Below are 17,243 nucleotides of genomic sequence, written 5' to 3'. Positions count from 1 at the left end.
CGCTTCCTCAGTGGAAGTCCTGCGAAATGATCGTCTCGATATTGCGTTCCGCCAGCGCGGTGATCGTGACGAAGGGGTTGACGGTGGTGAGGCCCGGAATCAGGGAGCCGTCGATGACGTACAGGCCCGGATACTGGGTGAGCCGCCCGTAGTTGTCGGTGGACACGTTCAGCACGCAGCCGCCGAGCGGGTGGTAGGCGAAATCGTCGCCCCAGGTCTTGTATTCGCCGAACAGGTCGGTCCGGTAGATGGTGGCTTCCGTACTGTTGATCTTGTCGAAAATGCGCTTGGCGCAATCGATACTGGGCTGGTTCCAGGCGGTCTGCCAGTTCAGGTCCACGCCACCGGTTCCCGAGTTGTAGGAGAAGGTGCCGCGGTTCGGGTTCTTGGTGATGGCCAGGTACAGGCTGGCGAAGGTCTCGATGCCGGCCGGGAACGGCGACACCTCCGCGAAGGCCGGGCCGCCGCTGTCGGCCCAGTTGTCGATGCCGACGCAGGGGATGCAGGACTGGAGGCTGCCGGTGGCGTCCCAGGCCTGGTTCTGCCGGGCCACCATGACATTGCCGTTGTTGCCCCAGCCGGCGCCGATCGAGTCCGGCAGATTACTCAGCTTGCCGGTGGCCTTCTGCGTAACCAGCAGCTTGCTGGTGCCGACACTGCCCGCCGCGAAGAAGACCTTCTGCGCCGTAACGGTTTTCGCCTTCACGGTATTGCCGCTGGTGTCGATCTGGTTCATCGACACCGAGTAGCCGCCGCCATTGGCCGGCGCCACCGTGGTGACCACGTGCTGCGGCACGATGGTCACCTTGCCGGTGCCCGACGCCGCCGCCAGATAGGTCTTGTCCAGCGAGTTCTTGCCGTAGTTGTTGCCGTAGATGACCTCGGCGTTGAGCGCCGAGCGCGGGGCGGTGCTGGCCTGCTCCTGCTTCATGTAGTTGAAGTCGTAGACGTTGGGCACGAAGGTATACGCGAACCCGGACCGCTGCGCCTGCTTGATGCCGACCCGCGCGAACTGATAGCAGTCCGCGCCCTGGAACCAGGTCTGGTCGATGTTGTTCACTTTCAGCCCGGCATTGGCGCGCGGGTAGTAGGTGCTGTACATCGAGCCGGCGTCCACCGACGGCAGGATGCTGGCGAAGTTCTCCTGCTTGGGCGTCACCGCCATACCACCGTTGACCAGCGAGCCGCCGCCCACGCCGCGGCCCTGGTAGATCCGGATGCCGCTGAACTGCTCGGAATCCAGCACGCCGGTGTAGCTGGAGATGGACTTGTTGTAGGGCGCGCCCATGAAGTGGTTGATCGGCTGGTCGGTCTCGGTACGCAGCCAGAAGGACCGGCCGTCCGGATTCAGCATGTTGCAGAAGACCTTGCCGTCGGACCCGGGCTGGGTCCAGGACATGCCCTTCTCGACCATGATCACGTTCTGCCCGGCCTGCGCGAGCCGCAGCGCGGCGACCGCGCCGCCGTAGCCGGTGCCGATGACCAGAATCGGCATCGTGTCACCGTCATTGATCGATCCCGTGGGTAGAGCTCGAGCCAGAGGCGCCTTCGGTAGTAGCGCAGCCGCCCCTAGAATGACACCTGTTGCAGCTAGGAACCCGCGTCGGCTGACATTGCTGCCATAGACACTCTTGCCGGGGGTTTCATAAGACAGACCACGCACTGAAAGACTCCTCATCGAGTTGCGATGAGAACCTGTTATAGAGGCTGTGAAGTGAACGCGTATCACTTTTTGAGAAAATGCGTGGTCAGCAGACAACGCTGCGACGGGTGGCGAGAGCGCCTGGAGAGAACTTCGAGATTCGAAGAAAAAATATGCGACCCTGACGGGACTCGAACCCGCGACCTCCGCCGTGACAGGGCGGCGCGCTAACCAACTGCGCCACAGGGCCTTGCAATCGCTCGGCCGCCGGGCCTTGCAACGTCGTAGACGCTATCACGGGCCCGGCGGTAACGGGAAATCAGCTGGTCAGACGATCAGCGGCCGCGGTGATTCGTTCGTCCGTCGCGGTAAGGGCAATGCGCACATGCTGATTGCCACGCGGGCCGTAGAACTCGCCGGGGGCCGCCAGGATGCCGCGCTCGGCCAGCCAATCCAGGGTCGTGCGGCATTCCTCACCGCGCGTCGACCAGAGATACAGACCCGCCTCGGAGTCGTCGATCCGGAATCCCGCGCGCTGCAGGGCATCTCGCAGCACGACCCGCCGCGCCCGGTAGCGGTCCTTTTGCTGAACCTCGTGCGCGTCATCGCCGAGGGCCGCGGTCATGGCCGCCTGGATCGGGAAGGGCAGCATCATGCCGGAGTGCTTGCGCACCTCCAGCAACTCCGCCACGAGCGCCGGGTCACCGGTCACGAAACCGGCCCGGTAACTGGCCAGATTCGAGGTCTTGGACAGCGAGTGGATGGCGAGCAGGCCGGTGTGGTCGCCGTCGCTGACCTCGGGGTCGAGGATCGACACGGCGCGGCCCTCCCAGGCCAGCCCCAGGTAGCACTCGTCGGAGGCGACGATGGCCCCGCGCTCGCGGGCGAACTGCACCACCTTGCGCAGATGGTCGACGCCCAGCACCTTGCCGGTCGGATTCGACGGCGAGTTGAGGAAGATCAGCGCGGGCCGCTCCGGGCCGAGCTGCGTGGTGCCGTCGGCGCGCACATAGCGGGTCCCGGCGAGCAGCGCGCCCACCTCGTAGGTCGGGTAGGCGACCTCGGGGATGACGACCAGATCCTGCGATCCCAGGCCGAGCAGCCGCGGCAGCCCGGCGATGAGCTCCTTGGTGCCGATGGCCGGCAGCACCGCCGCCGGGTCCACACCCGTGATCCCGAATCGCCGCTTCAGCGCCGCGACAACGGCTTCGCGCAATTCGGGCGTGCCGTGCGTGGTCGGGTAGCCCGGCACCTCCGCCACCGACGAGAGTGCCGTGCGGATCAGCGGATCCACCGGATCGACCGGCGTGCCGACCGAGAGGTCGACGATGCCGTCCGGATGCGACGCCGCCTTCGCCTTCACGGAAGCGATGGTGTCCCAGGGGAAATCGGGTAGCAGAGCGCTGACCCGGCCACGCGCGGTCAAATGCTCGTCCTATTCGCCGGCCATCGGCGGCAGCGCGGCGATGAACGGCGGGTCGTAGTCGACCTTGCCGACCTTGGTGGCGCCACCCGGCGAACCCAGGTCGTCGAAGAAGTCGACATTGGCGTTGACGTAACCGGCCCACTGATCCGGGGTGTCGTCTTCGTAGAAGATGGCTTCCACCGGGCAGACCGGTTCACATGCACCACAGTCCACGCACTCGTCCGGTTGGATGTACAGCATGCGGCCGCCCTCGTAGATGCAGTCCACGGGGCACTCCTCGATGCACGCCTTGTCCTTCACGTCAACGCACGGTTCAGCGATGATGTACGGCACTGCCGCTCTCCTAGTCTGTCCTCACATGCGGGATACTCCGCCGGAAAAACCCTATCCTGGCCAGCCAACATTACTACTGCACAGCCTGCCCTAACTTCCGACCGCCGCACTCCGGGTGGGTTCGTACCCGCGGTGCAGCGATCGGAAACGCAACAACTGATCTCGCTGCGCCGGGGTACCTCGTCAGGTACCCCCAAAATCGGTTCGGCTCTCGGCCGTTGGCACGGGTTGCCAACGGTGAGCGGCTCTCAGCCGTCCGCCAAAGTCACGGAGAGGCGGGTCCGTGGCACACCGTAGGTGGTGGTGCGCTGCCGGACCGGGCGGCCGATACCCGACGCGATCTCCGTCAGTTCCCCGACCGTCTTGGCTGATCCATGTTCGGAACCGGCCATGCGGGAGATGGTCTCCTCCATCAGCGTGCCGCCGAGGTCGTTGGCGCCACCGTTCAACATGAGCCGGGTTCCGGTGATACCAAGTTTGACCCAGCTGGTCTGAATATTCTCGATCCGGCCGTGCAGCATGATCCGCGCCAGGGCATGCGCGGCGCGATTCTCGCGCACGGTCGGGCCGGGCCGGGAGGCACCCGCGAGGTAGAGCGGGGCGCTCTGGTGCACGAACGGCAGCAGCACGAATTCGGTGAAACCACCGGTCTCGTCCTGGATTCCGCGCAGAACGCGCAGGTGGCCCACCCAGTGCTTCGGATTGTCCACGTGGCCGTACATCATGGTCGAGCTGGAGCGCAGGCCCAGCCGGTGCGCGGTGGTGACGACATCCACCCACGCCGAGGCCGGCAGCTTGCCTTTGGTCAGCACCCAGCGCACCTCGTCGTCCAGGATCTCGGCGGCGGTGCCCGGAATGCTGTCCAGCCCGGCCTCTTTCAGCGCCGACAGCCAGTCGTGCACCGACTGCCCACCGCGGGACGCGCCATTGACGATCTCCATCGGGCTGAACGCGTGCACGTGCATCCCGGGGACCCGAGCCTTGATGGCGCGCACCAGGTCCGCGTAGCCCGTGACCGGCAGCTCGGGATCGATGCCGCCCTGCATGCAGATCTCGGTCGCGCCCTCGACCCAGGCCTCCCAGGCGCGGTCGGCGACCTCGGCCGGGCTCAGGCTGAAGGCGTCGGCATCGCCCTTGCGCTGCGCGAACGCGCAGAAGCGGCAGCCGGTGTAGCAGATATTGGTGAAGTTGATGTTCCGGTTGACGATGTAGGTGACCTCGTCGCCCACGGCGTCGCGGCGCAGCTGGTCGGCCAGCGCGGTCACGGCCTCCAGGGCCGGGCCGTCGGCGGTGGCCAGGGCCAGGTACTGGTCGTCGGACAGGCCCGCGGGGTCCTTCTCCGCGGCGCGCAGGGCGGCCATCACGTCGGCGTCGACACGCTCCGGGGCGGAACCGGCCAGCTCGAGCACCTGCTCACGGATGCTCTCCCAGTCACCGAACGCCCCCAGCGAATCATTGGCAATACCTGCGTCACTGCGGGATTCGGTCAGGCGGCCCTCGGCGTCGATGGCGGTGTGCAGGTCGATGCGGCCGACCGATTCCCAATCCTGGTCGGGCTCCTGCCAGAGCAGGCCGGACGGCTTCACGTCGGCGGCCAGGCCGGTCTTCGGATCCATCAGTGCCGCAACATGTTCGGAAATCCGCGGATCGATCCACGGATGGCCCGCCAGCACGTACTTCGGGTGCGCGGTGATGCGCTCGGTGAGGACGTAGCCGCAGTCGGCGGTGATCTGCGCGAGGGTCTCCAGATTCGGCCACGGCCGTTCCGGATTCACATGATCGGGGGTGAGCGGCGAAACCCCGCCCCAGTCGTCGATGCCCGCCGCCAGCAGCGCCCGGCATTCCTCCAGCGACACCAGATTCGGCGGCGCCTGGATGCGCATCTTCGGCCCCATCAGCAGCCGGGTCACGGCGATGGCGGCACGGAACTCCTCCAGCCCGGCATCCGGACTGTGGCGCATGGCGGTGTTCCGCTTGGCCAGGAAGTTCTGCACGATGACTTCCTGCACATGCCCGAAAGCCTTGTGCACCTTGCGAATCGCGAGAATGGACTCGGCGCGCTCGACCACGGTCTCGCCGATGCCCACCAGGATGCCGGTGGTGAACGGCACCGACAGGCGTCCGGCGTCGGTGAGCGCGCGCAGCCGCACCGCCGGGTCCTTGTCGGGCGAACCGTAGTGTGCCTGACCGGGTTCGGTGAACAGCCGCGTCGAGGTGGTCTCCAGCATCATGCCCATGGACGGCGACACCGGCTTGAGCCGGGACAGCTCCTCCCAGCTCATCACGCCCGGATTCAGATGCGGCAGCAGGCCGGTCTCCTCCAGCACGCGAATCGCCATGGCGCGCACGTAATCCAGGGTGGAGTCGTAGCCGCGCTCGTCGAGCCACTGCCGCGCCTCGGGCCAGCGCTCCTCCGGGCGGTCACCCAGGGTGAAAAGCGCTTCCTTGCAACCGAGTTCGGCACCCTGCCGGGCGACCTCGAGAATCTCGTCCGGCTCCATGTACATGCCCTTGCCCTGCGCGCGCAGCTTGCCGGGCACGGTGACGAAGGTGCAGTAGTGGCAGCGGTCGCGACATAGATGCGTGATGGGGATGAACACCTTGCGGGAGTAGGTGATCGGCAGCACCTCACCCGCGTAGCCGGACTCCCGCAGACCGGCATCGCGCACCCGCGCGGCCGACGCGCACAGATCTTCCAGATCGGCGCCGCGCGCGTGCAGCAGCACCACGGCCTCGTCGAGGTTGAGGGTCGCACCGTCCCGGGCCCGGCGCAGCGCGCGGCGCATCGCGGAATCGGTGGGCACGGCAGTATCGGTGGACACAGCAGTATCGGTGGACACAGCGGAACCATTGCGTATGGCGGAACCCGTGGGCGTAGCCGAACTGCTGGTGGGCCTCGGCGGCAGGCTCGGGTTCGGTAGATCCGTCACGGTCTCGATCATGCGCCATCCATCCGGCTGTTCCGACTCGGGTGCCATGGAACGAGCCAACCTGCCGCCCACGTCCGATATTCCGAGGCGATTATTCGTATCATCGAGTTCATCTATTCAAATTTCAGTTCCGATGAAATAGCCTCGCGGGCGTCCACTTCGCAGAAGAAGAGGGAGAGACCTTCGTGCTCGCGAAAATCCGCCGCGCCGCAGTCGTCGCCGGCCTGGGCGCCACCGCCCTGCTGACCATCGCCACCAGCACCGCCTCCGCATTCGGACCGGTGCCGCCCGCCAATCCGTACCTGGGACCGGTGGGCACCGCGACCATGCACGGCGACGCCGAGGCCTCCGACACCACGCCACTGCCCGGCGTCGGCACCGGCGGCGTCAACGCCGACTTCCACGAGGAAGGCGCAGCCTGCCCGACGATTCTGCAGGGCGCGGACGGCTTCCCGCAGGCGCTGTGCACGAAGATCACCGATCGCGCGCCGGAAGTGCTGCTGCTGGACCCGAACAACGGCAACACCCTCGCGCACCTCGACCTCACCAAGGGCAGCCTGCTCGGCGGGGTCTACGCCTACCTGGACGACCACGACCGGATGGTCACCGTGGACGGCTCGGGCAGCCTGCTGCAGATCGGGCACCAGCGCGGCTCCGACGGCTCGTGGTCACTGTCGATTGCCTCGAAAACTGATGTGACACAGGCGATTTCCGGGCACTGCGGCGGTGGCACCTGCGACTCGGTCAGTTCCGTGTCCCCCGACTACCAGGGCCGGGTGTGGTTCGCCACCGACAATGCCGCGGCCGGCTTCGTCAACCTCGACGGCACCGCGCACTCGATCGTGCTGGCGCCCGGCGAGATCGTGGCCAACAGCATCGCGACCGCGCCCGAGGGCATGGCCGTGGCCACCGACCACGCGCTGTACCTGTTGACAGTCGACGGCAGCGGCAACCCTCGGATCGCGTGGCGGCAGGCCTACGACCGCGGGCCCGCCCGCAAGCCCGGCCAGCTGAGCTGGGGCACCGGCGCGACCCCGACCTTCTTCGGGCCCGGCGACGGCACCGAATATCTGACCATCACCGACAATGCGGTGCCCAAGGAGAACCTGCTGGTCTACGACACGAAAACGGGGAACCAGATCTGCTCGGTGCCCGCCATCGACGGCACCGAGAACTCGCCCATCGGATCGGGCAACAGCGTGTTCGTGGCCAGCACCTACGGCTACCCCTACCCGGCGCTGCCGCCCAACGCGGGGACCAGTCAGCCCGCGAGCGCACCGATTTCGGGCGGCATGACCCGCATCGACGTCACCGGCTCCGGCTGCACCGTGGTCTGGACCAACACCGTGCCCTCCTCGGCGGTGCCGCGACTGTCGGTGGCGGACGGCAAGATCTACACCTTCACCCGACACTCCCTGCTCGGCAGCGGCAGCGGCGCACTCGGCAGTGGCAGCAGCAGCGGCAGCAGTGGCCTCGGCAGCGGCAGCGCGGGGGTGACCGACAACTACAGCTTCGCGGTGATCGACGCCGATACCGGCAAGGTCGACACCGAGCAGTTCGTCGGCGCGACCACGGTGGACGACACCCTCCAGATGGTCGGTACCATCGCGCCCGGGCGAATCCAGTACCAGGGCACCACCACCGGACTGTTCCGGATAACGATGCGCTAGCCGACAAACGGCACATGCAATGTGCCGTCGTGACAACCGATCTCGTTCGGCGAGGGTAACTCGCCGGGTACGACCAGCATTGTTTCGGCACTCGACCGCCGGCACGGTTGCCAGCCGTGAACGGCTCTCAGCCGCCCGCTGAAGATACCGGGAGGCGGTACTGTGCCAGCATGTCCCAGCCCATCGCTCCCGGCGGCATCCTGGCCGATCCGTCGCGGCGTCCCAGCCCACGCGCCAAACTGCTGTGGGCGCTGAGCGCCGCGCTGTCGTGGGTGGTGCCGATCCTCGGAGTGGGGGTCTGGGCGCTGTTCGACACGCACCGCCGCGGCCCGCAGGCACTGGTGTTCGGAATCGTGCTGCTGGCAGCGATATTCAGCATCGTGGCCGTCCCGCTGTGGCGGTACGCCGTGCACCGGTGGGAGATCACCGACGAGGCTGTCTACACCCGGACCGGCTGGTTCACCCAGGAGAGCCGGGTCGCGCCCATCACCCGCGTGCAGACCGTGGACACCTACCGCGGACCGCTGGAACGGCTGCTCGGACTGGCCACCGTCACCGTCACCACCGCCTCCTCGGCCGGGGCCGTGCACATCAGCGCGCTCGCCCTGGCCGACGCGCGCGACACCGTCGCCCAGCTCACCGCCATCGCCGCACAACACCGGGGGGACGCCACATGACCCAGCCGCCACCCCCGGATCCGGACGTGTTCCCGGATTCCTCTCCGACGGAAGTGCTTTCACCGATCACCGCGGCACCGGGGACGGGGACGCCCCTCGGTCCGGACACCGAGAACTGGCAGCGGCTCGACAAGCGCATGCTGCTGGTCCATCCGGTCACCGAGCTCATCCGCTTCATCCCGGTGCTGATCGCCACGCTGGTGGCGGGCGCGAGCAGGGACAATCCCGGGTGGAGCGTGGCCGTGGTGGCGATCATCGTCGGCTTCGCGCTCACCCGCTGGTTCACCACCACCTATCGCATCACCCCCGACAATGTGGAGCTGCGCACCGGACTGATCCGGCGCAAACGACTTTCGGTGCCGCGCAACCGGGTCCGATCGGTCGACGTGCAGGCCGACCTGCTGCATCGGGCACTCGGACTGGCGGTGCTGTCCATCGGCACCGGGCAGCACGCGGAGAAGCGGGAACAGTTCAAACTGGACTCACTGGATGCGAAGCTGGTGCCGGAACTGCGGCTCGCACTGCTGGCGCACACCCGGGCGGGCACGGAATCCGTTGATGCCCGGTCGGTTACGACCGAAGGCGAGACACCGGACGCGGCACCCGGCCACCCGGTCGTGGAAATCGGGCACTGGCAACCGGATTGGGTGCGGTACGCGCCACTCTCGTTGACCGGCTTCGCAATTATCACGCCGGTCGTCGGTCTGGCCTTCCAGTACGGGTTCGCCCAGCTCTTCCTGAGATCCGGCACGGTCCAGGATGTCGGGCATCGCAGCGTGACCGTCATCGCGGGGGTGATCGCGCTGCTCGTCGTGATCCTCGTCGTGGTGGTCAGCCTCGCCGCCTGCGCGCGCTACCTCATGACCTGGTTCGGCCTGAACGTGCTGGACGACGGCAAGACCCTGACCGTGCGACACGGGCTGTTCACCACCCGCCAGACGACCCTCGACCTGGCGCGCCTGCGCGGCGCGACCGTCAACGAGCCCCTGCTGCTGCGCCTGGCCGGAGCCGCCGAACTCGAAGCCATCATGACCGGCACCAGCCCGCGGCAGAAGATCCTGCCGCAGGCTCCCCGCGCCGCCGTGCACCGCACCCTCGCCCATCTGCTGGGCACCTCCGCCGTTCCGGCCGGGGCCACCCTGCCGGTACCCCCACTGGTGACCGTGCCGCTGGTCCCCCACGGTCCGGCCGCCCACCGCCGCCGCTACACCCGCACCCTGGGTCCGCTCGCGGCCATCGCGGCGGTACTGCTCGTCATTTCCCTTGCGGGCGGCCACATCCCGCTCTGGATGTGGATCGCGCTCGCCATCGCCACCCCCATCGGCGCCGCCCTCGCCTGGGACCGCTACCGCGGCCTCGGCCACGCCGTGCTCCCCGCCACCGACGGCAAACCGGCCTGGCTCATCACCCGCAGCGGCTGCCTGGACCGCGACCGCGACTGCCTGGAGGCCCCCGGCGTCATCGGCTGGACGGTCCGCCAGACCCTCTTCCAGCGTCGCGCGGGCGTGGCCACGGTCGTGGCCGCCTCCGCCGCGGGCAAGAAGCGCTACCACGTCATCGACCTGCCGGTCGACCAGGCGTGGTCCCTGATCGACGCGGTCTCCCCCGGACAGCTGGGCAGCCCCGCCGGGCGGTGATCGAAACGGCTGATCGAATGCTCCACCGCCGGGCCGGAATTCGGCAGCGTCAGCCGAGCACCGGGAAGTTCGAGCGAATCACGTTCTGCGGGTCGCGCTCACGCTTGATCGTGCGCAGACGGTCCACGGTCACCGCGTCGAAAGCCGCGGCGGCCGACTCACCGGGGGCCAGGAAGGTGAAGGGCTTCTTGCCCGTCACCAGCGCACCGAACTCCGCCACCAGTGCACTTGTCCTGGCGTGCACCGCTTCTCGCAGGTGGGGCAGACCGAGGCCGAGGGTGGAGACGAGGTAGCGGTCGGACAGCGCACCGCGCGCACCCGCGGCCGGGCGGGCCAGCGCGCCGCCCAGATGGCGGACCTGAATGCTGACCAGCGGTGCGAGGGATTCGCCGAGAATGATCTTCTCCGCCGCCGGGGAAAGGTCGTCGAGGAGCTCGCCGCGGGTGATGGCCGGGCTGGGATCGACCGGCTCCTTGGTGATGTCGCCGAGGTCGGCCACCGACAGGGCGGCCCGCGTGTCGGTGAGCGCGCCGCCGATCCGGTCCAGCGCGGACACCAGGGTCCGGCCCTGCTCCGGATCGCCCAGATAGGCGAGGTCCACGCCCACCATCTCCGGCGCCTGCGGAAACTGGAAGCGGTTGAACCACACGGACAACTCATCGGGGGCTCGAGAAGTCAACTCGCGGAAGGCTTCCCACACCTCGGGCAGCCGATCGGCGGTCCAGGTGATGCGGCCGCCGTACAGTCCCGGCGCGGGGAAGAGCTCGAACTCGAGGCCCGTCACCACGGCGAAATCGCCACCGCCACCGGACAATGCCCAGAACAGGTCCGGATCACTGTCCGCGGTCACCCGGGCCGGGCGGCCCTCGGCGTCCACGATCTCGAAGGCGCGCACCGCGTTCGACGCCCAGCCGTATTTGCGGCCGAACCAGCTCTTGCCGCCGCCCAGCGTGTAGCCGGTCACGCCGACCACCGGATTGCTGCCCGCGAGCCCGGTCAGGCCGTGCGCGGCCGCGGACGCCTGCACCTGTCCCCACCGCACACCCGCACCGACCCGGGCCACCCGCGCGACCGGATCGATCTCGAGCCGGTTCAGCGCACCGGTCCGCAACAGGATCGCGGTATCGATGCCGCCCGCCGCGCCGTGCCCGGTCGGCTGGGTCGCCACCGGACGGCCCACGGCACACGCGTAGCGGACCACGGCCGCCACATCCGCGGCATCGGCGATCTCGGCGACCGCCGCCACCGGCTGCGTCACGGCCAGGCTCCACGGCCGCGCGACCTGCTCGAAGTCCGCGTCACCGGACTCCAGGACGCGGCCCCGGACAGCATTGCGCAGTTCGTCGAATCCCATCGTCTTCCCTCGTTCCTGATCGTGATTGCGATTCACGACGGGGACGAGACAGGGCGCCGAAGTGTGACACCGGGGTGAAAAGGAACCGGAAACGCAGGACGATCCGTTCAGGCTCCGGACCGGGCCAGGCGCACGGTCGCGCGGTAGTAGAGGTACATGCCCGCCGGCAGCAGGCCGCAGATGAGCAGCAGCATGGTCGGCCAGTCACCCATGAGCAGGGCATACCCGCTCGGGCTGAAACCCGCGCAGATCAGGAAACCCAGGACCCACACCAGAATCGGCAGGGCCATCACCCCGATCCGCTTGGTGATCACACCCATGCCCATCACCAGCAGCACGTTCACCACCGCGGCGGCCAGGGCCGTGAGCGGCACCGCGATCGCGCCGTCGGTCGTGCTCGAGGCCAGGGTGCCGGCGGCCAGCACCGGCGTCGGCTCCGGGATGTGGGCCCGACCGGCGTAGATCGGCAGGAACAGCACCTCGAACCCGAGCGTGATCACCGCATCGGCCAGCAGCAGCGTGCCGATCAATGCGGTCAGCACCCCGCGCACCGGTCCCGCCGCCATCACCGCATCGCCCGCCCGGGCGCCGACCGCCGCCGTCACGGCACCGGCGGGAATCCGAGCAGCGTCAGCAGCTGACTCTGCATGTCCACGAAGCCGTAGAGCACCGAGAGGTACAGCTCGTGCTGCCACTCGAAGTAGGGGCGCTGGCTCTCGACGAACGCCGCGATCGCGTTCTGCAGGTCCCAGTTGTACATAGCGTCAGTCTCTCATTCCAGGCCACCGAAAAGATCATGTTCGCGGCCGTCGGGGCCCAGCGGGCCGCGCTCGCCACGCACCAGAATGTAATGCTCCTCCGGCAGCACCGGCTGGGCGACATCGTTCGACAGCGAGAACTCCCGGCCCGAGGGGGCCACCGTAACCTGGGTGGCGTGCGCCCGCAGGGCCGCGCGCTTGGCCGCCAGCACATCCGAGACATCGATCGTGGTGGTCACGGATTCGGCGGGGACACAGGCCAACTCACCCGCATGCGGCAGCCGCCACCCGCGCGGCAGCGCACCCGGCAGCTGTTCCACCGTGCGGCGCTTCAACGACTCGGTGTGCATGGCCAGCACGGTCCGGTCGGTGACCGTCCAGTACACCTTCGGGACCGTCCAGCCCCAGTCCGAGGCGGCGTCGATGGCCGCCATGGTGATCTGGTGCGCACGAATGTGATCCGGATGCCCGTAGCCGCCGCGCGGGTCGTAGCCGATCACCACGCGCGGGCGCAGCTCCAAGATCATCTGCACCAGCGCGTCGGTCGCGGCGGTGCCCGAGTTCACGAAGGCGCGGGGGTTGCGCGCCGACGGCGTCCCGGCCATGCCGGAATCCCGCCAGCGGCCCGCGCCACCCAGGAAATTCGGCACCCCGGCATCCAATTCGGCCAGCGCCCTGGTCAATTCGAGAATGCGGTAACCGCCCAGCTGATCGGCCTGCCCGGCCACCAGATGCGCGTAGTCGTCGCCGATGACCTCACCCTCTTCGCCGAGCGTGCAGGTCACCACGGTGACCGGGAGGCCGCGCTTGCGATAGTGGGCGATGGTGCCGCCGGTGGTGATGGACTCGTCGTCCGGATGCGCGTGCACCAGCAGCAGGCCGTGCCGGGAAGCATCGAGAGGATTCACGGCAGCCTCCGCCAATTGGCGGCATCACCGAAGATGCCGGTCTGAATGGCGCCGCTCAGCGAGGCCCCGTCCACCCGGGGGCCCGCCGCGGCGACCTGGGTGTCCTGCACGATGGGCAGCACCGTCGCCAGCTCCCACAGCTTGGGCTCGGTATCGCCGATCACCTTGCCCACATCGATGCCGCGCAGGGCGGCCTCGATGGCGGGCTGCAGGGTCGGATCGCACACGCCGGAGACATTCGACGGGGACTTCTTGGCCCCGTCCGCGACGGTGGTGTCGGCGGTGTCACCGGGCGGCGCCACCGGCGTGCACCCGTAACGCGACGCCAGCACCGTGGCCGGATCCTCCCCGGTGCGTTCCCAGCCGATCACGGCGTCGACCCCGACGTCGGTCAGCTCCTTGCCGTACAACTCCGAGGCCGTGACACTGCGCACGACGACATCGATTCCGGCACTGCGCAATTGGTCGGCGGCGGTATTGGCCACCGCCAGCGTGGTGGTGTCGCCGTCCACCGCGCCGATCCGCACCGTCAGCGATTTACCGTTCTTGGCCAGCGACCGCGGCTGCGGGGCGGGCGAGGTCGCCGACTGCGTGGCGGGCGTCTCCGCGGCCCGCGCGAATCCGGCCTCGGCCAGTAGCCCGAACGCCTCCTCCTGGCTCAGCCGCGGCGGCTCGGTCGCGACATAACCCGGATCCGAGGGCGAAAGCACCTGTGCCCGAGCCGGTTCCACCCAGCTGCCGGTCTGTGCGCCGACCGTGGCCAGCAGCACCGGATCCATCAGCGCCAGCACCGCACGCCGCACCCGCACATCGGCCAGGTCGCCGCTGCGGCCGTTGAGCGCCAGCTGCATCTCCCGCGACTGCGGCATGGTGGCGGTGCGCACCGACGGAATCGCCGCCAGCTGCGCCTGCAACGCCACACCGCCGTGCACCAGCGCCATCTGCGCGTCCCCGACCCGCAGCGACTCCGCCACCTGCGCGGGAGTTCCGCCGCGCCGCAATAGAATCTGATCCGGCACCGCGGGCTGACCCCAGTACCGGTCATTGCGTTCCAGCAGGATCTCCTCGCGGCCGCGGTCGGCCTGCTTGATGCGGAACTGGCCGCCGGAGATCCGGATGGTGTCGATCAACCCCTGCTCGAAACCCGAGTCCTTGACCAGATGCTGGGGCAGCAGATCCGAGAACAGTTGCCGCCAGGCGGGATACGGCTGCGTCATGGTGACCGTCACCGTCTTGCCGCCCGCCGACGAACTGACATCCGAGATCAGCCGATAGCCCGCGGGATCCACCGTGCCCGGCTGCGTGATCATCTGCTGCCAGAGGTATTTGAAGTCCTCGGCCGCGATGGGCGCGCCGTCGGACCAGGACGCCTCGTTCTTGAGCTGGTAGGTGATGGTGAACGGCTCCTGCGCCGTCACGTCCGCCGACACCATGAGCGCCGGATCCAGAATCCAGTCCGTGCCGCCCGGCACCCCCGGCGTCGGACCGGGCCGGAACGGGCTCGGCAACACCATCGACGCGACCGCCGCCGTTGCCGGCGACTGCTGCGACCGCAGATGCGGATTGAACCCGATCCCGATGTCATCGACCGCGACCACGACCGAGTTCTTCCCCGGCTTGGCCGGCTGCGTCTTCGGACTGTCGGTGGATTCGATGGGCGGTGGCGGATTCGCGGTGCATCCGGTCGCGACCGCCAACAGGGTCGCCACCAACACCAACACCGCGCGCAGCTGTGTCATTTGCCCTCCGCTTCGCTCCGGGCGGATTCGCGGCCCTGAGGTCTCGATTCTTCCCTCCTCCGCTCCTCCGCTTCGCTCCCCCGCTCCGTCGGTCCAGAATCGAGACGGCCGCGAATCATCGCGCGATGGTTCGTGGTGCTGGGTTGCCTGCACAGTCCGCAGCGCGGAGCGCCGTGAACGGAGTGCTCTCGGAGATCCTAGGCGAGCATCGCAAGGGCCGGGCAAAGGCTCTGCCCGGCCCTTGCGCTCGGTTGGTTACTGGGCGGCAGCTTTGTCGCGGGCCTTGCGGCGCGAGATCTCACGCTGGCGGTCGTTGGCGTTCAGGGTGACCTTGCGCACTCGCACGATCTCCGGGGTGACCTCGACACACTCGTCGTCGGTGCAGAACTCCATCGCGCTCTCGAGATCCAGCTGCAGCGGCTTGGCCAGGGTTTCGAGCACGTCACCGGTGGCGGACCGCATATTGGTCAGCTTCTTCTCGCGGGTGACGTTGATGTCGAGGTCCTCGGCACGCGGGTTGATGCCGACCACGTGGCCTTCGTAGGTGTCGGCGCCGGGCTCCACGAAGAACTGGCCGCGGTCGGCCAGCTGGATCATGGCGAACGGGGTGACCGAACCATTGCGGTCGGAGACCAGCGAACCGGTGTGGCGAGCGCGGATCTCACCGGCCCACGGCGCGTAGCCGTCGAACACGGCGTTGGCGATACCGGTGCCGCGGGTCTCGGTGAGGAAGTCGGTGCGGAAACCGATCAGACCACGCGACGGGACGATGAACTCCATGCGCACCCACCCGGCCGAGTGGTTGCTCATCTGGACCATCTTGCCCTTGCGGGCGGCCAGCAGCTGGGTGACGGCGCCCAGGTACTCGTCCGGGCAGTCGATGGTCAGCTCTTCGAAGGGCTCGTGCACCTTGCCGTCGACGGTCTTGGTGACCACCTGCGGCTTGCCGACGGTCAGCTCGAAGCCCTCGCGGCGCATCTGCTCGACCAGGATGGCCAGCGCGAGCTCACCACGGCCCTGCACCTCCCAGGCGTCCGGGCGGCCGATGTCGAGCACGCGCAGCGACACGTTGCCGACCAGCTCCTGGTCCAGGCGCGACTTCACCATGCGGGCGGTCAGCTTGTGACCCTGCACCCGGCCGACCAGCGGCGAGGTGTTGGTACCGATGGTCACCGAGATGGCCGGCTCGTCGACGGTGATGCGCGGAAGCGCGACCGGGTTGTCGACGTCGGCGAGGGTGTCGCCGATCATGATGTCCGGAATGCCCGCGATGGCGACGATGTCACCGGCCACGGCCTCCTCGCCGGGCTGACGCTCGACGCCGATGGTCTTGAGCAGCTCGGTGATCTTCACGGTCTTGACGCCGTCACCGTGCATCCACGCGACGTTCTGGCCCTTCTTCAGGGTGCCGTTGTGGATGCGCACCAGGCCGATTCGGCCCAGGAACGGGGAGGCGTCGAGGTTGGTGACGTGCGCCTGCAGGGTGGCCTTCGGGTCGCCCTTGGGAGCGGGAACGTACTTCATGAGGACCTCGAACAGCTCGTCGAGGTTCTCGGCGTCCGGCACCTGGCCGTTGTCGGGGCGGCTGGTGGAGGCAACGCCCGCGCGGCCGGAGGCGTAGAGCACCGGCAGGTCGAGGGCCAGCTCGGCGGCCTCGGAGGCCTCGTCGTCGAGGTCGGAGGCCAGGTCCAGCAGCAGGTCGTGAGATTCCTCGACGACCTCCTCGATGCGGGCGTCCGGGCGGTCGGTCTTGTTGACCACCAGGATCACCGGCAGCGAGGCCGCGAGGGCCTTGCGCAGCACGAAGCGGGTCTGCGGCAGCGGACCCTCGGACGCGTCGACGAGCAGCACGACGCCGTCCACCATGGACAGGCCGCGCTCCACCTCACCACCGAAGTCGGCGTGGCCGGGGGTGTCGATGACATTGATGACGGTGACCGATCCGTCGGCGTTATGCCGGTGAACAGCGGTGTTCTTGGCGAGAATGGTGATGCCCTTCTCGCGCTCGAGGTCACCGGAGTCCATCACTCGGTCGACGAGTTCGGCACGTTCGGCGAACGCACCGGATTGCCGGAGCATGGCGTCGACCAGTGTTGTCTTGCCGTGGTCGACGTGCGCCACGATGGCGACGTTGCGGAACTCGACAGACGACACGTTTGATTCCTCCTG

The 17,243-nt window shown here is 68.3% G+C and carries 13 protein-coding genes and 1 tRNA gene; 3 read left to right on the top strand and 11 right to left on the bottom strand.

The genetic code is table 11. The annotated features are described in order from the left end of the window. Positions 1-7: 7 nt before the first annotated feature. From ABZ909_RS02650 to ABZ909_RS02630, 5 genes are all read right to left on the bottom strand, one after another. Positions 8-1,495 (bottom strand): GMC oxidoreductase, encoded by a 1,488-nt coding sequence (locus tag ABZ909_RS02650; RefSeq protein ID WP_356995847.1) that lies wholly within the window; start codon positions 1,493-1,495, stop codon positions 8-10. Between the two features lie 323 nt (positions 1,496-1,818). After that, positions 1,819-1,892, bottom strand: a tRNA-Asp gene (locus ABZ909_RS02645). Positions 1,893-1,961: 69 nt separating this feature from the next. Further along, positions 1,962-3,068 (bottom strand): succinyldiaminopimelate transaminase, encoded by a 1,107-nt coding sequence (gene dapC / locus ABZ909_RS02640; protein ID WP_356995846.1) that lies wholly within the window; start codon positions 3,066-3,068, stop codon positions 1,962-1,964. A gap of 9 nt (positions 3,069-3,077) precedes the next feature. After that, the gene (fdxA, locus tag ABZ909_RS02635) at positions 3,078-3,401 is read right to left on the bottom strand and encodes a ferredoxin (RefSeq protein WP_356995845.1); all 324 of its coding nucleotides are present in this window, start codon (positions 3,399-3,401) and stop codon (positions 3,078-3,080) included. Positions 3,402-3,649: 248 nt separating this feature from the next. Further along, entirely contained in the window at positions 3,650-6,343 is a 2,694-nt protein-coding gene (locus ABZ909_RS02630; protein ID WP_356995844.1) for a bifunctional FO biosynthesis protein CofGH, read from the bottom strand. A gap of 173 nt (positions 6,344-6,516) precedes the next feature. On the opposite strand from ABZ909_RS02630, the gene ABZ909_RS02625 reads away from it, so the two are divergent. The 3 genes from ABZ909_RS02625 to ABZ909_RS02615 all read left to right on the top strand — a co-directional run bounded on the left by ABZ909_RS02625 (position 6,517) and on the right by ABZ909_RS02615 (position 10,315). Continuing rightward, positions 6,517-8,001 carry a hypothetical protein gene (locus ABZ909_RS02625; RefSeq protein ID WP_356995843.1) on the top strand — a complete coding sequence of 495 codons (1,485 nt, stop codon included), beginning with the start codon at positions 6,517-6,519 and terminating at the stop codon, positions 7,999-8,001. A 170-nt stretch (positions 8,002-8,171) separates the two neighbouring features. Then, positions 8,172-8,678 (top strand): PH domain-containing protein, encoded by a 507-nt coding sequence (locus ABZ909_RS02620; protein WP_356995842.1) that lies wholly within the window; start codon positions 8,172-8,174, stop codon positions 8,676-8,678. Further along, positions 8,675-10,315 carry a PH domain-containing protein gene (locus tag ABZ909_RS02615; protein ID WP_356995841.1) on the top strand — a complete coding sequence of 547 codons (1,641 nt, stop codon included), beginning with the start codon at positions 8,675-8,677 and terminating at the stop codon, positions 10,313-10,315. Before ABZ909_RS02620 ends, ABZ909_RS02615 begins: the two co-directional genes overlap by 4 nt. Positions 10,316-10,364: 49 nt before the next feature. On the opposite strand, the gene ABZ909_RS02610 is transcribed toward ABZ909_RS02615, so the two are convergent. The 6 genes from ABZ909_RS02610 to typA all read right to left on the bottom strand — a co-directional run bounded on the left by ABZ909_RS02610 (position 10,365) and on the right by typA (position 17,228). Next, positions 10,365-11,669, bottom strand: a complete 1,305-nt coding sequence (locus ABZ909_RS02610; protein ID WP_356995840.1) for an FAD-binding oxidoreductase — start codon at positions 11,667-11,669, stop codon at positions 10,365-10,367. Positions 11,670-11,776: 107 nt separating this feature from the next. Next, positions 11,777-12,274: a hypothetical protein gene (locus ABZ909_RS02605; protein ID WP_356995839.1), complete on the bottom strand. Its 498-nt coding sequence runs from the start codon at positions 12,272-12,274 to the stop codon at positions 11,777-11,779. Then, on the bottom strand, positions 12,271-12,429 hold the full coding sequence (locus tag ABZ909_RS02600; RefSeq protein WP_326306468.1) for a hypothetical protein: 159 nt from the start codon (positions 12,427-12,429) through the stop codon (positions 12,271-12,273). Before ABZ909_RS02600 ends, ABZ909_RS02605 begins: the two co-directional genes overlap by 4 nt. A gap of 12 nt (positions 12,430-12,441) precedes the next feature. Then, positions 12,442-13,335, bottom strand: a complete 894-nt coding sequence (mshB, locus tag ABZ909_RS02595; protein WP_356995838.1) for an N-acetyl-1-D-myo-inositol-2-amino-2-deoxy-alpha-D-glucopyranoside deacetylase — start codon at positions 13,333-13,335, stop codon at positions 12,442-12,444. Beyond that, positions 13,332-15,074 carry an ABC transporter family substrate-binding protein gene (locus tag ABZ909_RS02590; RefSeq protein ID WP_356995837.1) on the bottom strand — a complete coding sequence of 581 codons (1,743 nt, stop codon included), beginning with the start codon at positions 15,072-15,074 and terminating at the stop codon, positions 13,332-13,334. Before ABZ909_RS02590 ends, mshB begins: the two co-directional genes overlap by 4 nt. Before the next feature lie 255 nt (positions 15,075-15,329). Further along, positions 15,330-17,228 (bottom strand): translational GTPase TypA, encoded by a 1,899-nt coding sequence (gene typA, locus ABZ909_RS02585; RefSeq protein WP_356995836.1) that lies wholly within the window; start codon positions 17,226-17,228, stop codon positions 15,330-15,332. Between the last annotated feature and the right edge of the window lie 15 nt (positions 17,229-17,243).

It is taken from the genome of Nocardia sp. NPDC046763 (genome assembly GCF_040645495.1).
GTDB lineage: Bacteria > Actinomycetota > Actinomycetes > Mycobacteriales > Mycobacteriaceae > Nocardia.
Note: the sequence above shows the minus strand (reverse complement) of the source record. Positions and strands in the feature narration are given on the sequence as shown.